General features: G+C 48.9%; 16 protein-coding genes and 1 pseudogene. 4 read left to right on the forward strand and 13 right to left on the reverse strand.

Annotated elements, in window-relative coordinates:
* Positions 1 to 80 precede the first annotated feature (80 nt).
* From copA to ybaK, 3 genes and pseudogenes are all read left to right on the forward strand, one after another.
* Positions 81 to 2,826: pseudogene (gene copA / locus AYY16_RS17685) on the forward strand (copper-exporting P-type ATPase CopA).
* 216 nt (positions 2,827 to 3,042) lie between these two features.
* Entirely contained in the window at positions 3,043 to 3,852 is an 810-nt protein-coding gene (locus AYY16_RS17690; protein ID WP_067369700.1) for a TraB/GumN family protein, read from the forward strand.
* Positions 3,853 to 3,902: 50 nt separating this feature from the next.
* A complete protein-coding gene (gene ybaK, locus AYY16_RS17695) occupies positions 3,903 to 4,382 on the forward strand; it encodes a Cys-tRNA(Pro)/Cys-tRNA(Cys) deacylase YbaK (RefSeq protein WP_067369703.1) in 480 nt (159 codons plus the stop codon).
* Between the two features lie 53 nt (positions 4,383 to 4,435).
* On the opposite strand, the gene ushA is transcribed toward ybaK, so the two are convergent.
* The gene (gene ushA, locus AYY16_RS17700; protein ID WP_067369984.1) at positions 4,436 to 6,103 is read right to left on the reverse strand and encodes a bifunctional UDP-sugar hydrolase/5'-nucleotidase UshA; all 1,668 of its coding nucleotides are present in this window, start codon (positions 6,101 to 6,103) and stop codon (positions 4,436 to 4,438) included.
* 552 nt (positions 6,104 to 6,655) lie between these two features.
* Between ushA and ybaL the strand changes: the two genes are divergently transcribed.
* Entirely contained in the window at positions 6,656 to 8,539 is a 1,884-nt protein-coding gene (gene ybaL / locus AYY16_RS17705; RefSeq protein WP_396673333.1) for a YbaL family putative K(+) efflux transporter, read from the forward strand.
* A 40-nt stretch (positions 8,540 to 8,579) separates the two neighbouring features.
* Here the strand turns inward: ybaL and AYY16_RS17710 are convergent, their stop codons facing one another.
* From AYY16_RS17710 to hemH, 12 genes are all read right to left on the reverse strand, one after another.
* A complete protein-coding gene (locus AYY16_RS17710) occupies positions 8,580 to 9,689 on the reverse strand; it encodes a fatty acid desaturase family protein (protein WP_067369706.1) in 1,110 nt (369 codons plus the stop codon).
* A complete protein-coding gene (locus tag AYY16_RS17715; protein ID WP_067369709.1) occupies positions 9,676 to 10,800 on the reverse strand; it encodes a sterol desaturase family protein in 1,125 nt (374 codons plus the stop codon). Before AYY16_RS17715 ends, AYY16_RS17710 begins: the two co-directional genes overlap by 14 nt.
* Positions 10,793 to 11,410 (reverse strand): phosphatase PAP2 family protein, encoded by a 618-nt coding sequence (locus AYY16_RS17720; protein WP_067369712.1) that lies wholly within the window; start codon positions 11,408 to 11,410, stop codon positions 10,793 to 10,795. The genes AYY16_RS17715 and AYY16_RS17720 overlap by 8 nt, the downstream gene beginning before the upstream one ends.
* Positions 11,407 to 12,684, reverse strand: coding sequence for a F390 synthetase-related protein (locus AYY16_RS17725; protein ID WP_067369715.1), 1,278 nt, complete (start codon positions 12,682 to 12,684; stop codon positions 11,407 to 11,409). Before AYY16_RS17725 ends, AYY16_RS17720 begins: the two co-directional genes overlap by 4 nt.
* Positions 12,681 to 13,481: an MBL fold metallo-hydrolase gene (locus AYY16_RS17730; protein ID WP_067369718.1), complete on the reverse strand. Its 801-nt coding sequence runs from the start codon at positions 13,479 to 13,481 to the stop codon at positions 12,681 to 12,683. Before AYY16_RS17730 ends, AYY16_RS17725 begins: the two co-directional genes overlap by 4 nt.
* The gene (locus AYY16_RS17735) at positions 13,478 to 14,482 is read right to left on the reverse strand and encodes an NAD-dependent epimerase/dehydratase family protein (RefSeq protein WP_067369721.1); all 1,005 of its coding nucleotides are present in this window, start codon (positions 14,480 to 14,482) and stop codon (positions 13,478 to 13,480) included. The genes AYY16_RS17730 and AYY16_RS17735 overlap by 4 nt, the downstream gene beginning before the upstream one ends.
* Positions 14,479 to 15,477: a 3-oxoacyl-[acyl-carrier-protein] synthase III C-terminal domain-containing protein gene (locus AYY16_RS17740; RefSeq protein WP_150385108.1), complete on the reverse strand. Its 999-nt coding sequence runs from the start codon at positions 15,475 to 15,477 to the stop codon at positions 14,479 to 14,481. Before AYY16_RS17740 ends, AYY16_RS17735 begins: the two co-directional genes overlap by 4 nt.
* Before the next feature lie 790 nt (positions 15,478 to 16,267).
* Positions 16,268 to 17,563, reverse strand: coding sequence for a calcium-binding protein (locus AYY16_RS17750; protein WP_162271074.1), 1,296 nt, complete (start codon positions 17,561 to 17,563; stop codon positions 16,268 to 16,270).
* Positions 17,550 to 18,074: a hypothetical protein gene (locus AYY16_RS17755; protein ID WP_067369735.1), complete on the reverse strand. Its 525-nt coding sequence runs from the start codon at positions 18,072 to 18,074 to the stop codon at positions 17,550 to 17,552. Before AYY16_RS17755 ends, AYY16_RS17750 begins: the two co-directional genes overlap by 14 nt.
* A gap of 424 nt (positions 18,075 to 18,498) precedes the next feature.
* Positions 18,499 to 19,809 (reverse strand): inosine/guanosine kinase, encoded by a 1,311-nt coding sequence (locus tag AYY16_RS17760; protein WP_067369738.1) that lies wholly within the window; start codon positions 19,807 to 19,809, stop codon positions 18,499 to 18,501.
* A 114-nt stretch (positions 19,810 to 19,923) separates the two neighbouring features.
* The gene (locus AYY16_RS17765; RefSeq protein ID WP_235846351.1) at positions 19,924 to 20,895 is read right to left on the reverse strand and encodes a Wzz/FepE/Etk N-terminal domain-containing protein; all 972 of its coding nucleotides are present in this window, start codon (positions 20,893 to 20,895) and stop codon (positions 19,924 to 19,926) included.
* 176 nt (positions 20,896 to 21,071) lie between these two features.
* Positions 21,072 to 22,025 (reverse strand): ferrochelatase, encoded by a 954-nt coding sequence (gene hemH, locus AYY16_RS17770; RefSeq protein WP_067369740.1) that lies wholly within the window; start codon positions 22,023 to 22,025, stop codon positions 21,072 to 21,074.
* Positions 22,026 to 22,357: the final 332 nt, after the last annotated feature.

Genomic DNA, 22,357 nt, shown 5'->3' on the forward strand with positions numbered 1-22,357 from the left:
TTCCCCCGAACGGAATTTTTTCTCTGTCACCCCCCGGGTTTACTGCGGGGTGATGATGCGAAACAGTTAAGGAAAAAAAGATGGCTAATACGACTATTCTTGCATTACAGGGACTCACCTGTATGCATTGCGTCGGCAGTGTAAAAAAAAGTGCTGGACGCCCGTCCGGATGTTGAATCCGCCGTTGTCACCCTTGAATTTGCAAAAGTCACCGGTGATGCCGATCCGCAATCGCTTATCAGCGCAATCGAAGATGCCGGCTATGAAGCACAGGTGGCAGAGCATCCCGGTACAATTTTGCAGCTTTCAGGGCTCAATTGTATGAAATGTGCTGCGAAAACGCAAAGTGCATTAGAAGCCGTTGACGGTGTCGCCGCCGCTGTTGTGGATACCAAAGAAGCCAAAGTGTATGGCAGCGCAGATGCGCAGATTCTGATAAGTGCGGTGGAAGCCGCCGGTTTTCAGGCAGCGGTGGCAGGAGAAAACCAGCACCCAAAAACTGAACCGCTGACACCGGTCACATCTTCGGATGAGACGGTATCAGCGGCACATTGCGACATTCCTGCCACCCCGGACAACACCCCGGTAATGGCGGATATTGCAGATGACGATGAAAGCCTGTCGTTTCTGCTCGACGGCATGACCTGTGCCAGTTGTGTCAGTAAAGTGAATAAAGCCCTGCTCAGTGTGGACGGCGTGGAAAACGTCCGCGTTAATCTGGCAGAGCGCAGCGCGCTGGTCACCGGACACGCTTCACCTGATGCGCTTGTCGCGGCAGTGGAGAAAGCCGGTTACGGCGCAGAGCTGATTCAGGATGATATAAAGCGCCGTGAGCGTCAGCAGGAAGTGGCGACAGCAAACATGAAACGCTTCCGCTGGCAGGCCGTTGTCGCACTGGCAGTGGGTGTTCCGGTGATGATCTGGGGCATGATCGGCGACAACATGATGCTGACGCCCGCCAACAACGGGATCTGGCTCACCATCGGTGTGCTGACCCTGGCGGTGATGGTCACCGCAGGCGGGCATTTCTACCGCAGCGCATGGCAATCACTGAAAAACCGCAGTGCGACGATGGATACCTTAGTCGCGCTCGGCACCGGTGCCGCGTGGCTTTACTCTATTACTGTCAATCTGTGGCCGGATGTCTTTCCGCCACAGGCGCGTCATCTTTATTACGAAGCCAGTGCCATGATAGTCGGTCTGATAAACCTGGGTCACATGCTGGAACAGCGCGCCCGCCAGCGCTCATCAAAAGCACTGGAGCGGCTTTTGGATCTGACTCCGCCGACCGCACGGGTTGTAACGCCTGAAGGTGAGAAAGATCTGCCGCTGGCAGAGATTCAGCCGGGTATGATCCTGCGTCTGACCACCGGTGACCGGGTGCCGGTCGATGGTGAGATAACACAGGGCGAAGTGTGGATGGATGAAGCCATGCTGACCGGGGAGCCCATCCCGCAGCAAAAAACCATTGGTGATTCGGTTTCAGCCGGAACAACCGTGCAGGATGGTACCGTACTGTTCCGTGCTGCGGCTGTCGGCAGCAAAACCACACTGGCGCGCATCATAAAACTGGTGCGTCAGGCACAGAGCAGTAAACCGGAGATTGGTCAGTTAGCCGATAAAATCTCAGCGGTGTTTGTGCCGGTTGTGGTGGTGATCGCCCTGATCGCCGGTGCCATCTGGTATGTCTTTGGTCCTGCGCCGCAAATAACCTATGCACTGGTCATTATTACCACGGTGCTGATTATCGCCTGTCCGTGTGCGCTGGGTCTGGCAACACCGATGTCGATAATCTCCGGTGTCGGACGTGCGGCTGAGTTTGGTGTACTGGTACGGGATGCGGATGCACTGCAACAGGCCAGTAACCTGGATACTATCGTTTTCGATAAAACCGGGACTCTGACCGAGGGAATGCCGCAGGTTACTGATATTCATATTTTTAATGGTTACAGTGAAGAGGATGTACTGCGCTGGGCGGCAGCTCTGGAAAGCGGTTCTAATCACCCGCTGGCGCGCGCTATTACCGCACGGGCAAAAGATCTCTCAGTGCCGTCTGTCACACAGTTCCGTACGCTCGCCGGAATGGGGATCAGCGGGGAGTCAGAAGGCCGGACACTCCTGCTTGGTAACCATGCCCTGATGAATGCGCAGAATATCGCGACCACCGCACAAGCCGATGCCTTGGTTCAGTCACAGGCCGGTAAAGGCGTGACGCCGGTGATGCTGGCGGCAGACGGCAAAATTGCCGCTGTTCTGTCCATCCGTGATCCGCTGCGGGAAGACAGCATCAGCGCTCTCGCGCGGCTCCGTAAGCAGGGATATCGCCTGGTCATGCTGACCGGGGATAATGAAATCACCGCCCGGGCTATCGCAAAAGAAGCAGGTATTGATGATGTAATCGCCGGTGTGCTGCCGGACGGCAAATCAGCCGCAATTGAAAAATTGCAGCAAGCCGGGCAGAGAGTGGCAATGGTCGGGGATGGCATTAATGATGCACCCGCGCTGGCGCGTGCGGATGTGGGGATCGCCATGGGCGGCGGCAGTGATATCGCCATCGAAACTGCCGCAATAACCCTGATGCGCCACAGCTTGCATGGTGTGGCAGATGCCGTGGCTATCTCAAAAGGGACACTGCGCAATATGAAGCAGAACCTGCTGGGTGCTTTTGTGTATAACTCGCTGGGGATACCGATCGCGGCAGGAATACTCTTTCCGTTCACCGGCACACTGCTCAACCCGGTGGTTGCAGGTGCGGCAATGGCACTCTCTTCGATTACCGTGGTCAGTAATGCTAACCGGCTGCTGAGGTTTAAACCTAAAGATTAATAACGATACCCTTATTCATTCAAACCGCAGGTTCGTTGGCTGCACTCAGCTTGCCGCCTGCCTGCATCCTGAATGACGTTGGGTGCAAACTAATAAGGGAGCGAATAATTCGCTCCCTTATTTTTTTCTTACTAATTAATCATATATTATTAATCAGGGTTGAAAATTTGTTACGATTGCAGTCAACTAAGGGAATGAGTCACGACAGGAGTCGTCATGAAAAAACTGTTCCACCGGCTGAAAGAATACCTGCTTTCGTCAGATCCGCAGGGGATTTATACCTGGCCCGCCGTTGATATCACGCTGCCCGGGGGCATTGCACTCCACTTGGTCGGCACGATACATATGGGATCGGAAAATATGTCTCCGCTGCCCGGTCCGCTGCTGAAAAAAATTGCGCATGCCGATGGTCTGATTGTGGAAGCCGATATCACACAACCTGCGCCGTCATTTCCCGGGCAGGACCCGGAGTATATACGCCGCCCCGTAAGTGAGCGCTTACCAGAGGGATTGCGGGATGATTATCGCCGCTATTGTGAAGAGCAACGGCAGCCCTCAGAAACACTCGATACCCTGCCCGCCTGGCAAATCGCGCTGATCCTGCAATCCACCCAGGCACAAAACCTCGGGCTGCGTCCGCATTACGGAATTGATTATCAGATGCTGAACGCGGCGCACGGACAAAATATCCCGGTGTTTGAACTGGAAGGCACGCAATCTCAGATGCAGATGCTGCTCAATTTTCCGGATGAAGGCATGAGCCTGCTGGAAGATACACTGACCTATTGGCATGACAATGCCCGCGCCCTGCAAATTATGCTCGGCTGGTGGCTGGATTACCATCCGGAAAAAATGGCTCAGCCGCTGCCGGAAACCTTCAGTGAGCTGACTTATCAGCATCTGATGATAAGCCGCAATGACGCGTGGAAAACCCGCCTGAACCAACTGCCGCCCGGAAATTATGTGGTGGCGGTGGGTGCGCTGCATCTGTATGGCGAGCATAATCTGCCGTCAATTTTGTGCTAAACTGGCAGACCTTGTGACTCTGCCGTCTGAATTATCAGCAAGGAAATACTATGACACCGGCTGTAAAACTCCTGGAAAAAAACCGGATTGCATTTACGCTGCATCCCTATGAGCACGATCCGAATGACCATAACTTCGGTGATGAAGCGGTCCGCAAACTCAATCTTGATGCCGGTCAGGTATATAAAACCCTGCTGGTGGCACTGAACGGGGATAATAAACATCTCGCCGTCGCTGTCACGCCGGTATCAGAACAGCTTGATTTAAAAGCGGTTGCCAAAGCATTGGGGGCGAAAAAAGCTGAAATGGCAGATCCGGTAAATGCCCAGAAAGTGACCGGTTATCTGCTCGGCGGAATAAGCCCGCTGGGACAGAAAAAACGCCTGCCGACCCTGATTGATGAAGGCGCTCAGGAGTTTGCCACTATTTTTGTGTCCGGCGGCAAGCGCGGTCTGGATATTGAACTGGCCCCGCAGGATCTGGCAAACGTGCTGGACGGAAAGTTTGCGCCGGTGGCAAAGCGGGACTGATACTAAATACAATACCGGGAATATCTCCGGTATTGTATTGTATCTGAAATCAGCTATTTGTTTTTATAAACGATTTCGCCCTTTGGCTCATAATCTGCCGCTTTCAGCGGTGAATGAGCTTCAATATAACCTTTCAGCACTTCTGCATCGACAAAACCCGTACTGACATATCCCGGATGTGTATCAATTTTCGGATAACCATCCCCGCCGATAGCATTAAAGTTCAGCGTCGCCATACGATAGGTTTTCTCCGGGTAGACCGGTTTACCATCGATAGTCACATCACTGATTGTTTCGTCTTTATTCAGTGTCAGCCCGACATTATAAAACTGCGCATACGCACCAGAGTCCGGTTTCATATTTGCAACCGCCTGTAAATACGGCAGTACTTCTGATCCTTTAAAATCGACATACACCAGTTCATTCGCAAACGGCTGAACTTTCAATACATTTTTGTACGTGATCTCACCCGCATCAATAGAATCACGCACACCGCCGCCGCTCATAATGGCAAAATCGGCACCAGCACGCTCTTTCTGCGCGGCCAGCATCAGGTGCGCCATATTAGTCTGCTCAAAACGCACTTTACTGCGATCGCCTTCCAGTTTAGCGTCCACCGACCCGACTTTAACACTAAGCTGTTCGTCGCCTTTTTCCTGATACGGCGTCAGCAGTTTCAGCATTTCCGGGCTTTCAGTAATTTCACTGGTGTAATAAATGCGTTCTGATGTGCCATCGTCTTTCGTGACTTTCTTTTTAAGATTCACAGGAATGAGCTGATAGTGTTTGAGTGTGAATTCCCCGTTGCGGAACTGAAAATCCGCACGACCGACATATTTCCCCCACTCATGAGCCTGTACAATCCAGGTGCCGTTCTGCTTATCCGGCGCACATGGCGTACCGGGTACATAATCCGCAATTTTATAGTTTTTATTTTCCGGCTGCATACAGACCGGGTCCTGAGAGTGCCCGCCGACAATCATATCCAGATACCCGGCTGGCAGGCTGCGTGCCATTTCCACATCCCCCGGGGCATTGGAGCCATGATTGGCATCATCATAATGTCCCATATGAGTGGCGGCGATGATAATGTCAGGCTTTTCTGTTTCGCGCAGGCTCTCAACCACTTTTCTGGCTTCTTCTGCCGGAATACGGAATTCAGTATCAGGGAAATTGCCCGGATTACCGATTTTGGCGGTATCATCCGTTGTTAAGCCGATAACGGCTATTTTTATACTTTGTTTATCAAACAGCGCATACGGCTTAAATAAACGTTCGCCGGTACTTTTCTGATAAATATTGGCAGAGAGGAACGGAAAGTTTGCCCATTTTTCCTGAGTCCGCAGGGTTGCCAGCGGATTATCGAATTCATGGTTACCCAGCGCCATCGCATCATAACCCACCAGATTCATACCTTTAAAATCCGGCTCGGCATTTTGCAGATCAGATTCCGGTACGCCGGTATTAATATCCCCGCCGGAGAGCAGCAGAACAGAGCCGCCCTTCTCTTCCACTTCTTTACGGATGCCGTCCACCAGCGTTTTCTGAGCGGAAAGTCCGTATTCACCGTGGTCATTCTGCCAAAAGTGCCCGTGATGGTCATTTGTATGCAAAATCGTAATATCATAGGTTTTATCTTTTTCCCACGCACCGGCAAGTGCCGGAAAAAGTGCCACAGAAACCGCCAGAGCACTGATGGTGGTTTTAAATGCAAATGTCATGGTCGTTCCCCATGTTCTGAATGATGATAACGGCAAATAGCCGGGAGGCATGCCGATCCCTGCCGAAAGTATGATTAAAATTCACAATTTTTAATACCTGTTCTGACAAATCCGACAAAAAAAGTGAGACATCACTCAATATTCTATCATTTAGTATATCGTCACAATGCCGGCATCAGCGTCTTAAAAAACCTTAAATATCAATAATAAATCATAGAAAACGTGTAATTACCCCATACCGGGAATCGCATTTATTTTATACCGACCTACGCATTACTTTTGCAATACCCGTATAAATACGCCGACAAGACCCATCCTTTCCCTGACAATTTACATATTATGGCTATTTACATGTCAAAAGGTAACTAAACATCATAAAGACATTGTTAATAAACAAAAAATAAAAAATAAAAACACAGCAAATCCAAGATAAGACCGGCAGCATAAAGAGCATAATAAGCTGAAAACAGGCAAAGCTGAATGGTATCTGCTACTAACAGCCGGTTTTTACATAATTACTTATATTTTTAACGCGATTTATGTCACAAAAACATGTACTATATTTATAATATATCCACATTTATTCACATTGCGAATCAAAAGGAGAATGAAAAAGTGCACTCAACGCCTCTCATTACAACAATTGTTGGTGGTCTCGTTCTCGCTTATTTATTTGGTATGTTAGCTCAGCGGTTAAAAATTTCGCCGTTAGTGGGTTATCTGGCAGCGGGTGTGCTGGCCGGACCTTTTACACCGGGATTTGTTGCCGATGCGTCTCTGGCCCCGGAACTTGCTGAGATTGGTATTATTTTGCTGATGTTCGGCGTCGGGCTTCATTTTTCCCTCAAAGATCTGCTGGCGGTTAAAAATATCGCAATCCCCGGCGCAATTTGTCAGATAGCGGTAGCCACTATTCTGGGGCTGGGTCTTGCCAGTCTGTTTGACTGGGGGCTGTTTACCGGTATTGTCTTTGGTCTGAGCTTATCTACCGCAAGTACGGTTGTGCTGCTGCGAGCCCTGGAAGAGCGGCAGCTTATTGACAGTCAGCGCGGTCAGATAGCTATCGGCTGGCTGATTGTGGAAGACCTGGCGATGGTGCTGACCCTGGTCCTGTTACCGGCGGCAGCGTCCATCATCAATAATCCGGAAGCCAGCGCCAGCAGTTCTGAGTTGCTGCTGAGCCTCGCCGTGACCATCGGTAAAGTGGTCGCCTTCATTCTGATTATGATTTTCATCGGTCGCCGTGCTATTCCCTGGTTACTCGCCAGAACCGCCGCAACCGGTTCCCGTGAGCTGTTCACGCTGGCGGTACTGGTACTGGCGCTGGGGATAGCCTACGCGGCCGTTACACTCTTTGAGGCCTCATTTGCTCTGGGCGCGTTCTTCGCCGGTATGGTGCTCAACGAGTCGGAACTGAGCCACCGCGCCGCACAGGATACCCTGCCGCTGCGTGATGCATTCGCCGTTCTGTTCTTTGTCTCCGTCGGGATGCTGTTTGACCCGATGGTACTGATTAATCATCCGCTGGGTATTTTAGGTGTTCTGGCGATCATTATTGTCGGTAAGTCAGCGGCGGCAATGCTGCTTGTGCGATTGTTCGGACATAACCGGCGAACCGCGCTGACAGTTGCGGTGAGTCTGGCACAAATCGGTGAGTTTGCCTTTATCCTGGCCGGAATGGGCGTGGTGCTGGAAGTCCTCAACCGCCAGGCCAATGACCTGATTTTAGCCGGGGCGATAGTCTCGATTATGCTCAATCCGATTTTATTCACCCTGCTTGACCGTTACCTTGAAAAAACGGAAACACCGCAAGAACAACAGGAAGAAGAAACACTGGATGAAGTGACCCAGGTTCCGGTCAATATCTGCGGTCATACTATCATTGTCGGTTATGGCCGGGTCGGTTCAATGCTGGCAGAAAAACTGCACAATAAAGGCTATCCGGTTGTTGTAATTGAAGATACCCGCGCCCGCTTTGAAGAACTGGCAGAACGCGGTTTTGCGTCCGTGATGGGCAATGCGGTTTCACCTGATGTGCTGGAACTGGCGCGTGTGGATTGCGCACGCTCACTGCTGCTGACCATTCCGAATGGCTATGAGGCCGGTGAGATTGTGGCAAAAGCCCGCGCCCTGAACGATCATATGACGATTATTGTCCGTGCGCATTATGACGATGAACGCACGTATATTATGGAGCGCGGCGCAAACCGTGTGGTTATCGGTGAGTTTGAAATTGCCCGTGCAATGAGCAGTCTGCTGGTTGAAGACCAGACAGATCATGAGTTCGGCTGCCCTGTGGTGGTTAATCCGGTGACGGAAAAACGTCAGGAAGAAGAAGAGGAAGGCCGTTCACTGCATGAAATGCTGCGCAAAGCGCCGGAAGTGACGCCGGAACCGAAAACACCGGCGGACAGCACGCCGCAGCCATCTGCATAAATAAGACAGACACTACCAGCCCGGCACAGTCCGGGCTTTTTTATCTTTCCGTTTTCTCTCCCGCCCCCATCCGCTTGAGAAACTGTTGCTGATAACGGAACAGTTCCCGCGCTGAGATACAGTGATAATCCATACCAAATTGCGCTGCTGTCTGTCTGATAATCTCTGCCAGCGCAGGATAGTGACGGTGGTGCCAATTCGGGAAAAGGTGGTGTGTCAGATGCAGGTTCAGTCCGCCGAGCCAGTAAGTCAGCGTGCGCGGGGTTGTCTGCCAGTCATAGGTTGTGGAAAAGGTATGGGTATAAAAGCCGTGCGTCATGCGCCCGGAATCCGGTGCAGTATAAAACGTGGCTTTTGCCCAGTGTGTTCCCAGGATCAAGACAACAAAGACCAGTGATGCCAGCATCTGACTCAGCAGATAAACCAGCAGAAAAGTACCAAAACCTATCCCGGCCGATGATAAAAGCCAGTAAGGAATAAGCAGTGCCACTATCAGATGCAGCCCCTTACTCAGCAAAAACAGCCCCGTTCCCCGTCCGCCCTGATGGCGCATTTCAGGTGTTACGCGCGTAAGATTAAAGCGATCAAACCAGTCATATCCCCAGATCAGTGCCGGAAATGTCATTGCGGCAATCAGCGGCCAGTACACATGCTGCCAGCGCATAAACGGATACCAGCGCTGATAGGGGGTCTGTCTGAGAAGAAAATTCTCTTCGATATCAAGGTCGTAATAACGGACGTTAATATGAGCATGATGGAAAACAATATGCCGCACGCGCCAGCAGTCCGGATCCAGTCCCAGCGGCAGCGTTATCCAGAAATTGAGGATGCGGTTTGCCGCAGCACTACGCAATACCGCATTATGTGACGCATCGTGAACCACATTAATCGCCAGTAACAGAGCAAAAAAGATAAATAGCGGGTAACAAATAAAAAATACAATGCCGCCGCCTGATATCAGCATCAGTCCGTAGCTGCTCAGGCAGGCAAGAAGCAATAACCCGCTTTTCAGATACGCCCGCTTGTCCGCAAAACGGTGCTCAGAATTGTTTTGAAGATACTGATTTGCCGCCTGTTGCAGAGCACGATGAAAAGCCAGATCGTCCTGTGACTTAAATCCCAGCGGCGGCAATGGTTCAGGATTGTGCATCCGGTTCCCCCGCCGGTGCTGTCCCCGCCCCCGTAAGCAACAGCAGACTGTGCAGCCACAAGAGTCCCCCGGACATCAGCCAGAACGGTGTCAGCCAGCCCACAGCAATAATCAGCAGTAATATGAATGTTGCCACCACAAACCAGCTTACCCGCCCCCATTGCTGCCCCGCAGCCAGCCCGGACAATGCCACCGTACCGGCAGCAAGCAGAACAAACAGTGCGGCCTGTACCGCCGTGGTGCCGCTGTATCCGTAGCCGTAACGATAAATATAGCCGATCACCAGTACAAAAAGCAGCAGCGTTCCGCTCACTAAAAACGCATCGCGGATATGGTATTGTGCAGAGCGAATCTGTCGCGGTTTATTTTTTATCCCGAACACCCGTAAAAACGGACGGTTGCTGTCAATCAGCGGGTTTTCTGTTGCTGCCTCACCACCAATTCCGTAGCGGTGTGGTATCCCGGGGGATTCTGAAAATGTCCCGAACAGTTTATCCCAGAGAATAAAACTGCCACCGAAATTGCGATTGGCAAAACCGCCGTCTTTAACATGATGAACCCGGTGGTGATGCGGCGTAACCATGATTTTCTCAAGCCACGCCAGGCGCGGGATCAATCCGCTGTGATTGAAAAACTGGATAGTATAATGCAGCACCGAAACAGCCATAAAGACACTGAGCGGCACGCCTGCAAAGGCAAGCAGCAAAAAAAACGGAACCGATGTCAGAGAAGAGTACCAGGAATTTCGCACCCCCAGAGAGAGATTAAAGTGCTCCCCCTGATGGTGAACCACATGTACCGCCCATAACAGACGATATTTATGGTGCAACCTGTGCAGCCAGTAAAAACCAAAATCCCATGCGATCAGTGCAAACAACCAAACCGCCCACGCAGGCCAGGTGTCAGTCAGCCCGGCGGAGAAGTGAGTTACCACAAACCCGTAGCAGAACAACTCCAGCCCGCGAAACAGCCACAGCATGATATGTCCGGAATTGAGATTGAACACCACATCACGCCAGCGGAATGACGCAGGGCTTTTGCGGGCGATCACCGCCGCTTCCGCGATCACTATCATCACCATAAAAATAACCGGAAAGGTTAATTCATTCATTGAGATTGATCCTGTGCGGCATTTTGAACATCCGTACACTCATTATGGCAACCGTGGCGCAGATTGCCCCGGCAAATACATCAATAAACAGATGCCGTTTAAGGTACAAAACAGAAAGAATAATCACCAGCGCCCACACCAGCCACAGCGCATTGCCATAATGCGCCCCTTTTTGCCATAAGGCCGCCAGTGTAATCAGCGTCAGAGAGACATGCAGGGACGGCAGCATATTTTGCGGGGTATCAGCCACAAGCAGCGCTGTCAGCAGGTATTGTGTCAGCCCGCTCCCGGTATCGCCCGGAAAATCTGCGGTGGTGGGATACAACAGATACACAGTTCCGGACAGTACCGCACATAATATCATCTGCCACATCAGCAGGTTAGCTTTCCCGGGTAATGATAATAAATACCCGCAGGGGATAAACAGAAAAAAAGAGAGATAAACCCAGACTGCATGTGGGTTATACATGATTACTTTATCAATAATTCCTGGCGTAATCATGTGTGCCGTTGCATGTATATCGCCGGTCAGAGAATAAATCACCCCCACCGTTCCCCAGCCCGCCAACAGATAAAAAAACCGGTGAGCAATTCCCTGAGAGCTGCTCATTCAGGCTCCCGCGTGATCCGCCGCCGCTTGACTGACATTGTCACAGAAGGTAATTCAGTCAATAACTGCCACTGCAACCCGGAGGTATCCGCGCCCTGCTGTTCAAAATAGCGGGTAAGTGCTTGCTGACATGCCTGAAGCTCTGCGTTGCTGCACTGCGCAGACAAACTGAACACCCGCCCTTTCTGATGCAGACGGAAATCCGTTTTTGCCGGTAATGTGTTACAAATTATGCGGTTACAGGCATCCGCAAACAACCTGACGGGTTTGTTTTGCACATCAGTCAGCAATAATTGATCATCACAACGCCCTTCAATGCGCTCAATAGCGGTTTGCACATCTCCGCACGGACACGGCGTGTCACGGATAACTAACACATCATCCAGCCGGTAGCGGACAATTGGCTGCGTTTTGCGGGTAAAATCCGTGATCACCGGCGAAAAGCGGCGCTCATCCAGCCACTCTTTCTCAATATACAAAAAAGCCTCATTCAGATGCAGAGTGCCATGCTCACATGTACAGCCAAGAAATCCTTCCGTTGCCTGGTAGACTTCCCCGACATCATCAAATACCTGTTTTAACAATACTTTACCATCCGATTCAAGCACTTCCGCCACTGAAATTACCCGCTTCGGTGACAGTGAGCACTCACCTTTTATTTTTCGCCGCGCAATCTCTGCCAGAACCTGCGCCGGAGCCACAATAATGGAGGGCTGATACGCCACCAGCGCATTCAGATTGTCCTCAAAATCCCCCAGCAGGTCATAAAACCGGAAAGAGAGCCACCGGCTGTTCACACTTTCATAGAGATTATTGTTCGCCCGCAGAAATAATGCGACACGCTCACCGGCAAATAAACCGTCCGGCAGCATTTTGGCCAGCATGGTTCCCGCCCAGACCGCCTGCTCCTGCGGGCTGACGACAAACACACCACGCCGTCCGGAAGTCCCTGATGACAGCCCGACACTGAACCGCCCGACCATCGGCGAAAAGTCCCGCGAGGATTCACTTCGCCGCGCACATTCCAGCAGTTCATCCACTTTCAGACCGGCGGTATTCATCTGATCAAAATACTTCATCATCAGTGCTTTATCCATCTCCGGCCACTGTGCCAACGGTAAAGCGCAATAGGGTGAAAAATAGGGGCTGCGGCACAGAACGCGGCGGATAAAACGCGACAACATGTGTTGCTGATGGCGCTCCAGTGCGCCGCGATCCCGGAAATGCTGCTTTCGCGCCCTGTGGTAATACCACAGGGTTTTCAGCAGGCTCACAAGTCACCTTCATGACAAAGCTGTATCGGGATCTGCCGGTTATCTATCTGATGCAATTTATTCAGCGTCTCATAATAAGCACGGCTGTCATCCATAATCAGATTGGCAACCGCCATCGGACCGCGTAATTCGCGGTAATTTGCAGGTGACCATGCCGCATCACCTGCCAGCAGAACCCAGCCGTCATCTGTTGCCACGCATAACCCGATATGCCCCGCAGCGTGTCCCGGCAGCGGCACCGCCAGCAGCGTTTTTTCACGGTTAACCGCATACCCGTCCCCGAGAACAGCCAGTTCAGCCGGAAGTGCCACCTGCTCAAACTGTTCATAAAACCGGGTACGTGTTTCAAAATCATCCGGGATAAGCCCGCGCACAAAGGCTTTGCGCAGAGCGGAAAAACCTGTCAGATGGCGGGTTTTCGCCCAGCCGTCGCCGGAACAAACCATAGGTACGCCGGGAAAATCGCGCAGCCCGGCAATATGATCGCCATGGAAATGAGAAATGATAAGACCCGATATATCAGCAGGCGTTATACCATCAGATTTCAGCTGAGAAACCAGCGCATCTTTGGCATCAAAATAAACCGGTGTTACCGTGCGGTAAAGGCGGATCACGCCGCGCCGGGTATGGTCATAAAAATGGTCAGCGTAACCGGTATCAAACAACCAGCGCTGACCATGCCCCTCAATCAGCCATGCCCGCGCCGGAAATTTACAGGCTTTCATGCTCGCCCCTTTGAGCGCCACACAGCCCGGATGGGTGCAGTAACCGGCTTCAAAAACCCGGATTTTCATCATAACTCACCCTGCTTTTCATTATTCAGCCAGTGCGCGGTGCGGGCTATTCCTTCCGCCATCGTGTAACGCGGATAATATCCCAGCTCATTCTGCGCACGCTCATTATTAAGTGTCATAGTGAAATATGCCGCGCCCAGGCTGTAGCGTGTCAACAGCGGCTCTTTTCCCGATCCCGCTAATTTTTCCAGACAAAACGCCAGACCATACAACAGCGGATAAGGTGCAGATTTCACCCGGCACTGTGCGCCGGTCAGTGCAAACAGTGCGCGTAGCGTGGTGATAAGCGGTTGCGGATCCTGATTGGTAATATTATAAACTGAGCCGCTTTTTACCGGCTGCGTAGTCGCCAGCGACATGGCATGCACCACATTTTCCACATAGGTCAGATCAAACGCATTCTTTCCGCCGCCGGGAAGGATCAGTCTGCCGTTACGCGCACGAACCTGTGCCATCAGGCGCGGCAGCAATACCCGGTCATGAGGTCCGAATAGCCCGCGCGGACGCAGAATCACAAAAATAGTTGCCGGGTAAGACGCCACAATGTCAGCAATCGCCTGCTCCGCCAGATATTTAGTCCGCGCATACTCATTGGCAAACCGGTGATTCACCACCGATTCCCGGATATCTTGCTGGTGCGTAAAGTTAAAATAAATTGCCGGGGTCGAAATATGCACAAACCGCACAATACCGGCGTCCGCTGCCGCCTGAGCCAGTATCCGGGTCGCGGTCAGGTTCACCGCCTCAAATTCTGCCTTATCCCCCCAGGGGGCGGAAAGTGCCGCGCAGTGCCAGACTGCCTGACAATCCGCCATCAGAGCCGTGGCTGCTTCCGGGGTCAGTGTGCGCAGATCAGCGGGGCGGAAAACCGCACCGGCAACCGTCAGTGCTGCACCCGCTGCCGTATCACGCCCGCAGGCGACAACTTCATACCCTTCCCGCAGCAACATGTCTGCTGCGTTGCGTCCCAGCCCGCTGGTTGCCCCCGTCACTAAAATTCTCACGGCACCAGTACCATTGCAGAGAGTGCCAGCCCCGCGGCTGTGCCAACCAGTAGTACAGCGGATTTTCCGTAAAATCGCCCGGTAATAATGGCTTCATGCAGCGCTGACGGAATCGATGCCGCCACCTGGTTTCCCCGGGTGGCATAAATATCCACAAGCTGTTTATCGGTGATCCCCAGCCGTTTGCGCATGTGTTCCAGCGACAGATGGCTCGCCTGATGCGGCACCACGGTATCAATCTGTGACAGAGCAATACCCGTCGGTGACAGCACGCGATCCATAAAATCTTCGATCAGTGACGATGCCAGACGGAACAACGGCTTACCTTTCATATGGAACAGAAAGTCATCCTCTTCCATACCGGTCCGGGGATTACAGCGGGTGCCACCGGCGCGGATCTCACACAGATCCAGCCCTTCGGGGTAGGTTTCCAGGCGAAACGAGAGAATACCGCTGCACCCGTCGCCTTTCTCAACAATGGTGCAGGCAGCACCGTCGCCGAAAATCAGGGATGACTCTTCATGCGTCCAGTCAATACCCCGTGACGCAAGGTCGGCTGAGACAATGGCTATGCGCTGATATTGATTTGTTGCCAGCAATCCCCCGGCGACCTGTAATGCAGATAAATAACTGACACAACTGGCGTTAACATCAAAACAAGCAATTCCCGGCGTCAATGATGAGCAGGCAAGAATATGTGCGGCACTGCACGGCAGCGCCTGAACCGGAATGGCGGATGCACAAATCAGGGCATCCACAGAGCCCGGGTCAATGTTCTGCTGTGCCAGTGCATGATGCAGCGCTTGCGCCGCCAGTACAGCCTGGCTGTCTGAATGGGTGGCATGATAGCGCCAGCGGATCCCGGCCCGTTTTTCCACATACCCGCTGCGCTTGTTGAAACGTTTATCCAGGTCGGTCGATAAAACCCGGTCAGCCGGTAGCGCAACACCTGAAGCCACTATTTTCAGCGGAACAAGCGCGGTGTTGTCTGACATCATAATTTCCTTACTCATTTTTATCGTTATTAATTAATTCATTTACCAAATTATTGTCGTATATGGTATAGGAAAATGCGCATATGAAAAAATCATGCTCAAAACAGCACTATTTTCTGCCGCGCAGCGCCCAAAAAAAAATCCTGCCGAAGCAGGATTTTAGTGATTAATTATTATATCCATATGATAATAAACGAATAATACCACTTATGCAGGCTGATTATTAGTATCCATCAGCACGCTGGTGATAATATGACCGGATATTCCGTTTTTCTGTGTTTTCTGTGTACTCTTTCCGGCACTTAATGAACCGCGCCCCATACAGAACAGAACCAGGCATTAGATTGCGATAAATAATCTCATGATGTCTCTTTGCTTGTTTTTATTGAATGATATACCCATAGTACAAACAAATTAATAGCACTACATGAGATGACAGCAATATTGTAATTTTTATCCGGCATAAATAAAAAAATTAACGGGTATATTTTTTTATAAAAAAAATTAGTCATCACACAGTAAAGTGTAATAACTAAACATGAAATAATAAAAACCAAAATAAATCTTATTGATACATTTAGTTTAAATATTTTCTCTCTGAAATTAATAACGTTAAACAGACTTAATAAAATGGCAATTGTATACTGACCTGCATCAGGCATAATTCCTCCGGGAACATCAAGAAAGTAATTACACAATAATGTTATTTTCTTTTTATGAAAAGACGTTTATATTAAAAAAAGCCGGTAATAATTAACCGGCTTATTCATGATATTAAAATTATAGATATTTAAACAACACTCAGTACCTGATTCTGAATCAGTAAGTCAATCGAGTAATCATGAATAGTAATGGTATTTTGTGCATCACTGATAACAACATTCCCTTTTACATCACGGGCGTGGAGCAGTACATCGCAGACATCTTTAAACATATCAGAGGTGAACTGAACGGTATCTTTATCATGTGCGTACTGATTTAAATCCATAATATCGGTTTTTCCGCCACTGTTTTTATCAAAGTGGAAAATATCATTACCGATACCACCAAACAAGATGTCATTACCTTTGCCGCCATACAGGAAGTCATTACCTTCCCCCCCGTATAACTCATCATTACCGTCATTGCCGAGAAGAATATCATTGCCTTCCCCGCCGACTAATAAGCTGGCAATTTTCAGTGCATGAAGCGTATTATTACCTCCAAGACCAAATACCACACTGCCGGTTAAATCATCGTCACCGTCTGTGCCGATAACCGCATTTTTATATTGTACTGTCTCTTTGGTTTTGAAAATAAAACCAGATTCATAGCTCAGATTTTGATCATTTACATCAAAGGTTTTATAACATTCTTTGGCGAATTCCACTTTTTCAATGGACTCTGTTTTTTTCATTCCGGTACCATCTTTCGCGCGGAAATATACAAAATTATCCACGTTGTAAATATCCCAGTCTCTGGCGAATCCATGCAACATCAGGGTATCTGTTCCGGTTCCTCCGTCAATAACATCGGCACCTAAACCCGGTTTAATTTTATCATTACCGCCACCGGCAGAAATATAATCACCGGCATCATTGCCTTTGAGCATATTGCCGTATTCATTGCCTAATATAAATGCCGGTTTACCGTAGTGCCCGGTGTTCTGATAAATATCCCCCACCCATTTGGTATGGCGCATCAACTGAGATAAATTATCCACAATAACAACACTGTCTTTATTCAGTAACGGATAAAATTTAGATGCAGCAATTCGCTCCCAGCTATCTGTCACCATATTCATAACATGCGGCGTCCAGCTGATCGGAACATTCAGTATACTCTTACTCAGATAGCTGCCACCGCCGACCAGAGAAAGGGAATGAGGGTCATCAAAAGATATAATGTTATTAAGTGTAGAGTTATAATCTTTATCCGCATTAACAAAAAGCGGCTTCATATCTAAAATAGCGCCGATAAATGAGGTTGCATCTCCTGTAATACGAAATACACCATCATTTTCAAATCCGATATTCAATACAGTACCATCATCATGAATATTCGGACTGGCAAACGCAATATAATTTGAATCCTTAAAAAAAACCACCTGCCAGGGTTTCTTTCGCCGCAGCATTAATATTAACCATACCACCCCCCAGGCTATTACCGGTAATGATAATATCTTCAGGTGCCAGATTATTTTTAATCGCCAGATCTTTAACCGCTTCCAGCAAAGGCTCAAGATGCTTTGCAATATTTCCGTTGTTTATTTGAGTATAGTCAATCATATCAACAAGGTCATTTGTTCCGGTCCAGGATAGCGTGATCTTTGTCAGCTGGTTATGATCATCAAATTCACCTAAAATATGCGATTGCAAACCCTGAGATGGAAAAATTTTACCGGTAACCGGACTGGTTACTTTATAATAACCAAAGCGGTCCACGGCACTATTTGGTAAATTAAGTTCGGCTGGTTTTAATTCCCGCCATCCGGCAGGAATACCCACGTCCATTTTACTTGGCATCCAGTTAAATGCATTAGATAATGGCTCAAGTAAATGTGTAATTACTTTCCCTATAGGAAAAAAACCAATCTGTGTATGTAAGTTATCATACATAGCAATTTTTTTTAGCAGTTATCATTAAATCTATTGATTCCTGCGCTGTATAATCTTTATAATTAAATATCATCATTCATTCCTTGAATTTATTCCTTGCCATAATTACCATTCATATTTAAATCGATGTTAATGTAGTTCAAATATTGAGTAATGGCAATTAAACCAACCTTAAAACAAGGCTTATTATTTATTATAGCGACACCAAGTATTAACACCTTCAATATAAAATAAAACAGCCTGTTATAAAAACAGGCTGTTTATCTGAATCCAATATTATTTATACCCAACGTCATTCAAGATGCAGGAAGGCGGCAAGGGAAAACAGACGGGGAGCATACACAAGTATGTGACCCGGCTGATTGAGTGCAGCCAACGAACCTGCAGTTTGAATGAATAAGGGTATATCCGGTATTTAAATATATTACCGTTCCCAGTAAGACTCTTCCAGGCTGTCTTCCCGTTCCGGTAATCCTTTAGTCAGACGCGGTGAATGCTGAATAAGTACCTGATAGCTTACCCGGTTAGCATACCGGCATACCTGAGCTAAAGAAGAATACGTCAGATAGCGGCGCTGATGTTTAGCAGAATTAGGAATATTCATCCGGTGATAGCTATTTGCCGTAATATCATGAAGCAATGCAGATAATGCACCATCTCCGGCACCGTTAGTATTCATTATTTTTTCCGGCCCGCCCATATAGGGTTCAATATGGGAATAAACCCGTGATGGCTCTGTGCAATCTTTTTTACGCATTGCACGACTGAATTCATAACGGTTAAATTCAGCCAGTCCGCCCGGTAATAACGGATGTGTTGTTTCGCGTTTAAATTCATTCTCAGAATATCCGGCCATATATAAACCCGCCGGACCTGCGGTACAGAGCACCAAATCGACCCAGTCGAGTGCTTTGTCTGACGCCAGAAGAGGATCGGCAAGCCCGGTCAGCGCCAGCGCTTCTTCCTCATTCATTGCCAACACTGACACATTGTCTGCGAGGAAATCACACCACCACTGCGGATCTTCCGCAATCACATGTTTTGTACCCAGTGTCAAAACAACCGGAACATTATGTTTCTTTGCATATTCGATGGCTTTCATGGTGGCATCCGGCATCGGCTCGCCCGGCTTACAGCGAACCAGATACGCGGTCAGTACCAGGGCTGACGCCTCAGCAATAATATCTTCTGGAATATTTTCCGGACGCAATTGATTCATCAGCCCGGGGCTGATAGCAAATGTCCGCTCGCCATTTTCACTAATCAGGGTAAAACAGCGCCCTATAGGACCATCAACGCCCTGCAAATAATTCAGATCCATCCGGCTGGATGTATTACACAAGTAATAATAAGCATAACTGCCGATCCGGATATTACTGCACATCGTGCCCAGCAATACAGAACGGTCATCCGCTAAAACAGAGTAGTTATGTAATGTGTTACCGATAGTTCCCCCTGCAAACTCGTGGGTAATCAGTGACTTTTCAATCAACTCCCGGTAAAGCGCTTCTGCCGTATCATCTTCGATAACCAGAGAATGCCCGCGGCTCAACTGATAACGGTTGATGAAATCATCATCTACATTAGCTTCTATATCCACGAGTGTCTGATCGATACCCACAACATAAGAACGGGTATTTTCATCATCCATCATCATTTGGATAGGCTGTAACAGCGGATCACGCAGGCTGACAGGAAAATAGTGTTTGGATTTACGTCTACCGGGGAATTTCATAGTGATTTAATGGCGCCAGAAAAAGATAGCGCATTTTATCATAAGCTGACAGGAATGTGAGCGGGCAGACACATGAATGCCCGCTCAACCGGAAATTACGCTGATTTTTTCCGGTTAACAAACATATTCCATGAAAAAAATGGCCAGAACAGAGAGAATAAAACCTAAAAATGCAGAAGCCAGGATATACATTTTAACCCCCGGTCCGTCTTTTACGACCGGCAGAGCAGGTGCTTCCTTCACGGAAAACGGTATAAAATCCAGCGTGCGGGTATCCGCATTATTAATCGCCCGTAAAACATAAGCCTTGTCCCGAAGCCCTGCATTCACTTTAGACAAATCCATGTTTTTCAATGCATTTTCTATTTCAGAAATAGCCGGACGCCCTAACGCACTGTAGGCAGCTACCGGATCAGACACCGTATTTTGTGGTGGAACAACCAGACTGTTTCCGGCTATTTTTCCGGCCATATTCAGGTAGGCAAGTGTCTGATTGCGCTCATGCTCAACCTGTATAAATGCAACACGGTATTCACTTTTTCCCTTATCCAGCGCAGCATCCAGATTTTCCTGTAACCGGGTTTGCAGCACTGTACGACTATAGTCGCGGGTATAATCCAGATAGTCTGATAGTATGCGCTGCGCAGTTTGCGGGTTATTCGCCGTGAAAGAGACTTTGGCTGTTGCCGGCATCAGTAAATTGGCCTCTTTTCCCTGAAAACCGAATGTACCGGATGTTGTCAGATTGCCCGTTGACTGTAAAAAACTCTGCTGAATATCCGGTGACTGCCAGACAGCACCGAGTACATTAAATGCAGCAGGCAGGTCAGATACCGCAGACACATTCAGCGCCCCCATTTGCAGGCGCAGCTTATCTAATAATGGCATATCACGGACATCAACGGCGGCAATTTCAGCCGTGCTTGTCCATTTTTGCGGCATAAGTTTTGACAAACCAAACCCGGCGACCGTAAACAGCAGTGTCACTATAATAATAAAAATTTTATAGCGATAAAGCAGTTTAATGAGATCGATAATATCAATCTCATCATCATTCAGATTCGCTGGTTCCCTTGTACTCATCATATCCGCGCCACCCGTCATTTCTGCTATGAAATACGCCATTTCACTCAAAACGAACAAAAGTATCTGTCATTTTAAGATAAATTAATTGTCACAATCTTAATTTTAACATTAATTCCTTAAAATTCTACGCATTACAGAGGTATATCTCAGACTAATCCTTATTACAATGTAAAAAACTAGCCAACAAGAGTGCCTAATAGTTTTATATGGATATCATTGTCATTAAGAGACCGGATATAATGATATTCATCACCTCCGGCAGTTAAAAAGAAAGCTTTATTCTGTTCCTTTATTTCCTCTAACGTTTCAAGGCAGTCAGCCGAAAATCCCGGACACATCACCTGAACAGATTTAACACCTTCGCCGGGCAATGACTGCATTGTTTTATCCGTATAAGGTGCCAGCCACGGCTCTCTGCCAAAGCGGGACTGATAAGTATGCATAATATGCTCAGCTGGGAAATTCAGACGTTTACGCAGTAATGCGGTTGTCGCTTCACATTCAGCAGGATAAATATCCCCCGTCTTTGCATAACGCACAGGAATACCATGATAAGACAAAATCAGTCTGTCCGGCTCACCGTGTTCGGCAAAAGACGCTTCAGCCGATTGCGCCAGCGCCTCAATATAGAGCGGATGTGTTGCATAACTGCGGATAAAATTCAGTGACGGTAATGTTCTGTAGCGCTTAAAAATAGTCGCCAGCCCGTCAAATACAGCGCCGGTGGTTGAGCAGGAATACTGCGGGTACAGCGGCAGCACATCAAAGTGCGTAACACCCTGTGCCAGTAATGCTTCAACCGCCGATTCAAGAGAAGGAGAGCCATAGCTCATGCCCAGCTCCACAGGGGTATCCGGCAGGGCTTTTGCCAGCGCCGCCTGCTGCCGGCGGCTGTAAACCAGCAAGGGTGAGCCTTCATCCATCCACACAGACTGATAAAGCTTTGCCACACGGGGTGAGCGGAACGGCAACACAACACCCCGCAAAATACATTGCCAGAGCAGCGCAGACATATCCACCACACGCGGATCACTGAGAAACTGTTTCAGATAACGTTTAACCGACGCCGTATCCGGTGCATCCGGTGTGCCCAGATTGACCAGTAAAACACCACGTTTATGTTGATTCATTGTCAGAAAATCCTGTCAGCTACTGATTGTAATTAGGGTTATCAGGGTAGTGCAATATTATAAATGATTCTTATTCTTTTCTGCCATATTCTTCATCCTTCAGTCTGCAGGGGCGTTGGCTGCTCTCTTTCACCCCCGGTCACATACTGATGTATGCTCCCGGGGGATTCTCTCGCTTGCCGCCTTCCTGCAAACTGAATGATTTTGAATACCATTCTTTTATCTTTCAACCTACAGGGGCGTTGGCTGCTCTTTTTCCCCCGGTCACATACTGATGTATGTGCTTCCGGAATAAAAAAAGGCAGCCATACGGCTGCCTGGCAGAAATGCAG

It is taken from the genome of Morganella psychrotolerans, assembly GCF_001676155.1.
Lineage (GTDB): Bacteria > Pseudomonadota > Gammaproteobacteria > Enterobacterales > Enterobacteriaceae > Morganella > Morganella psychrotolerans.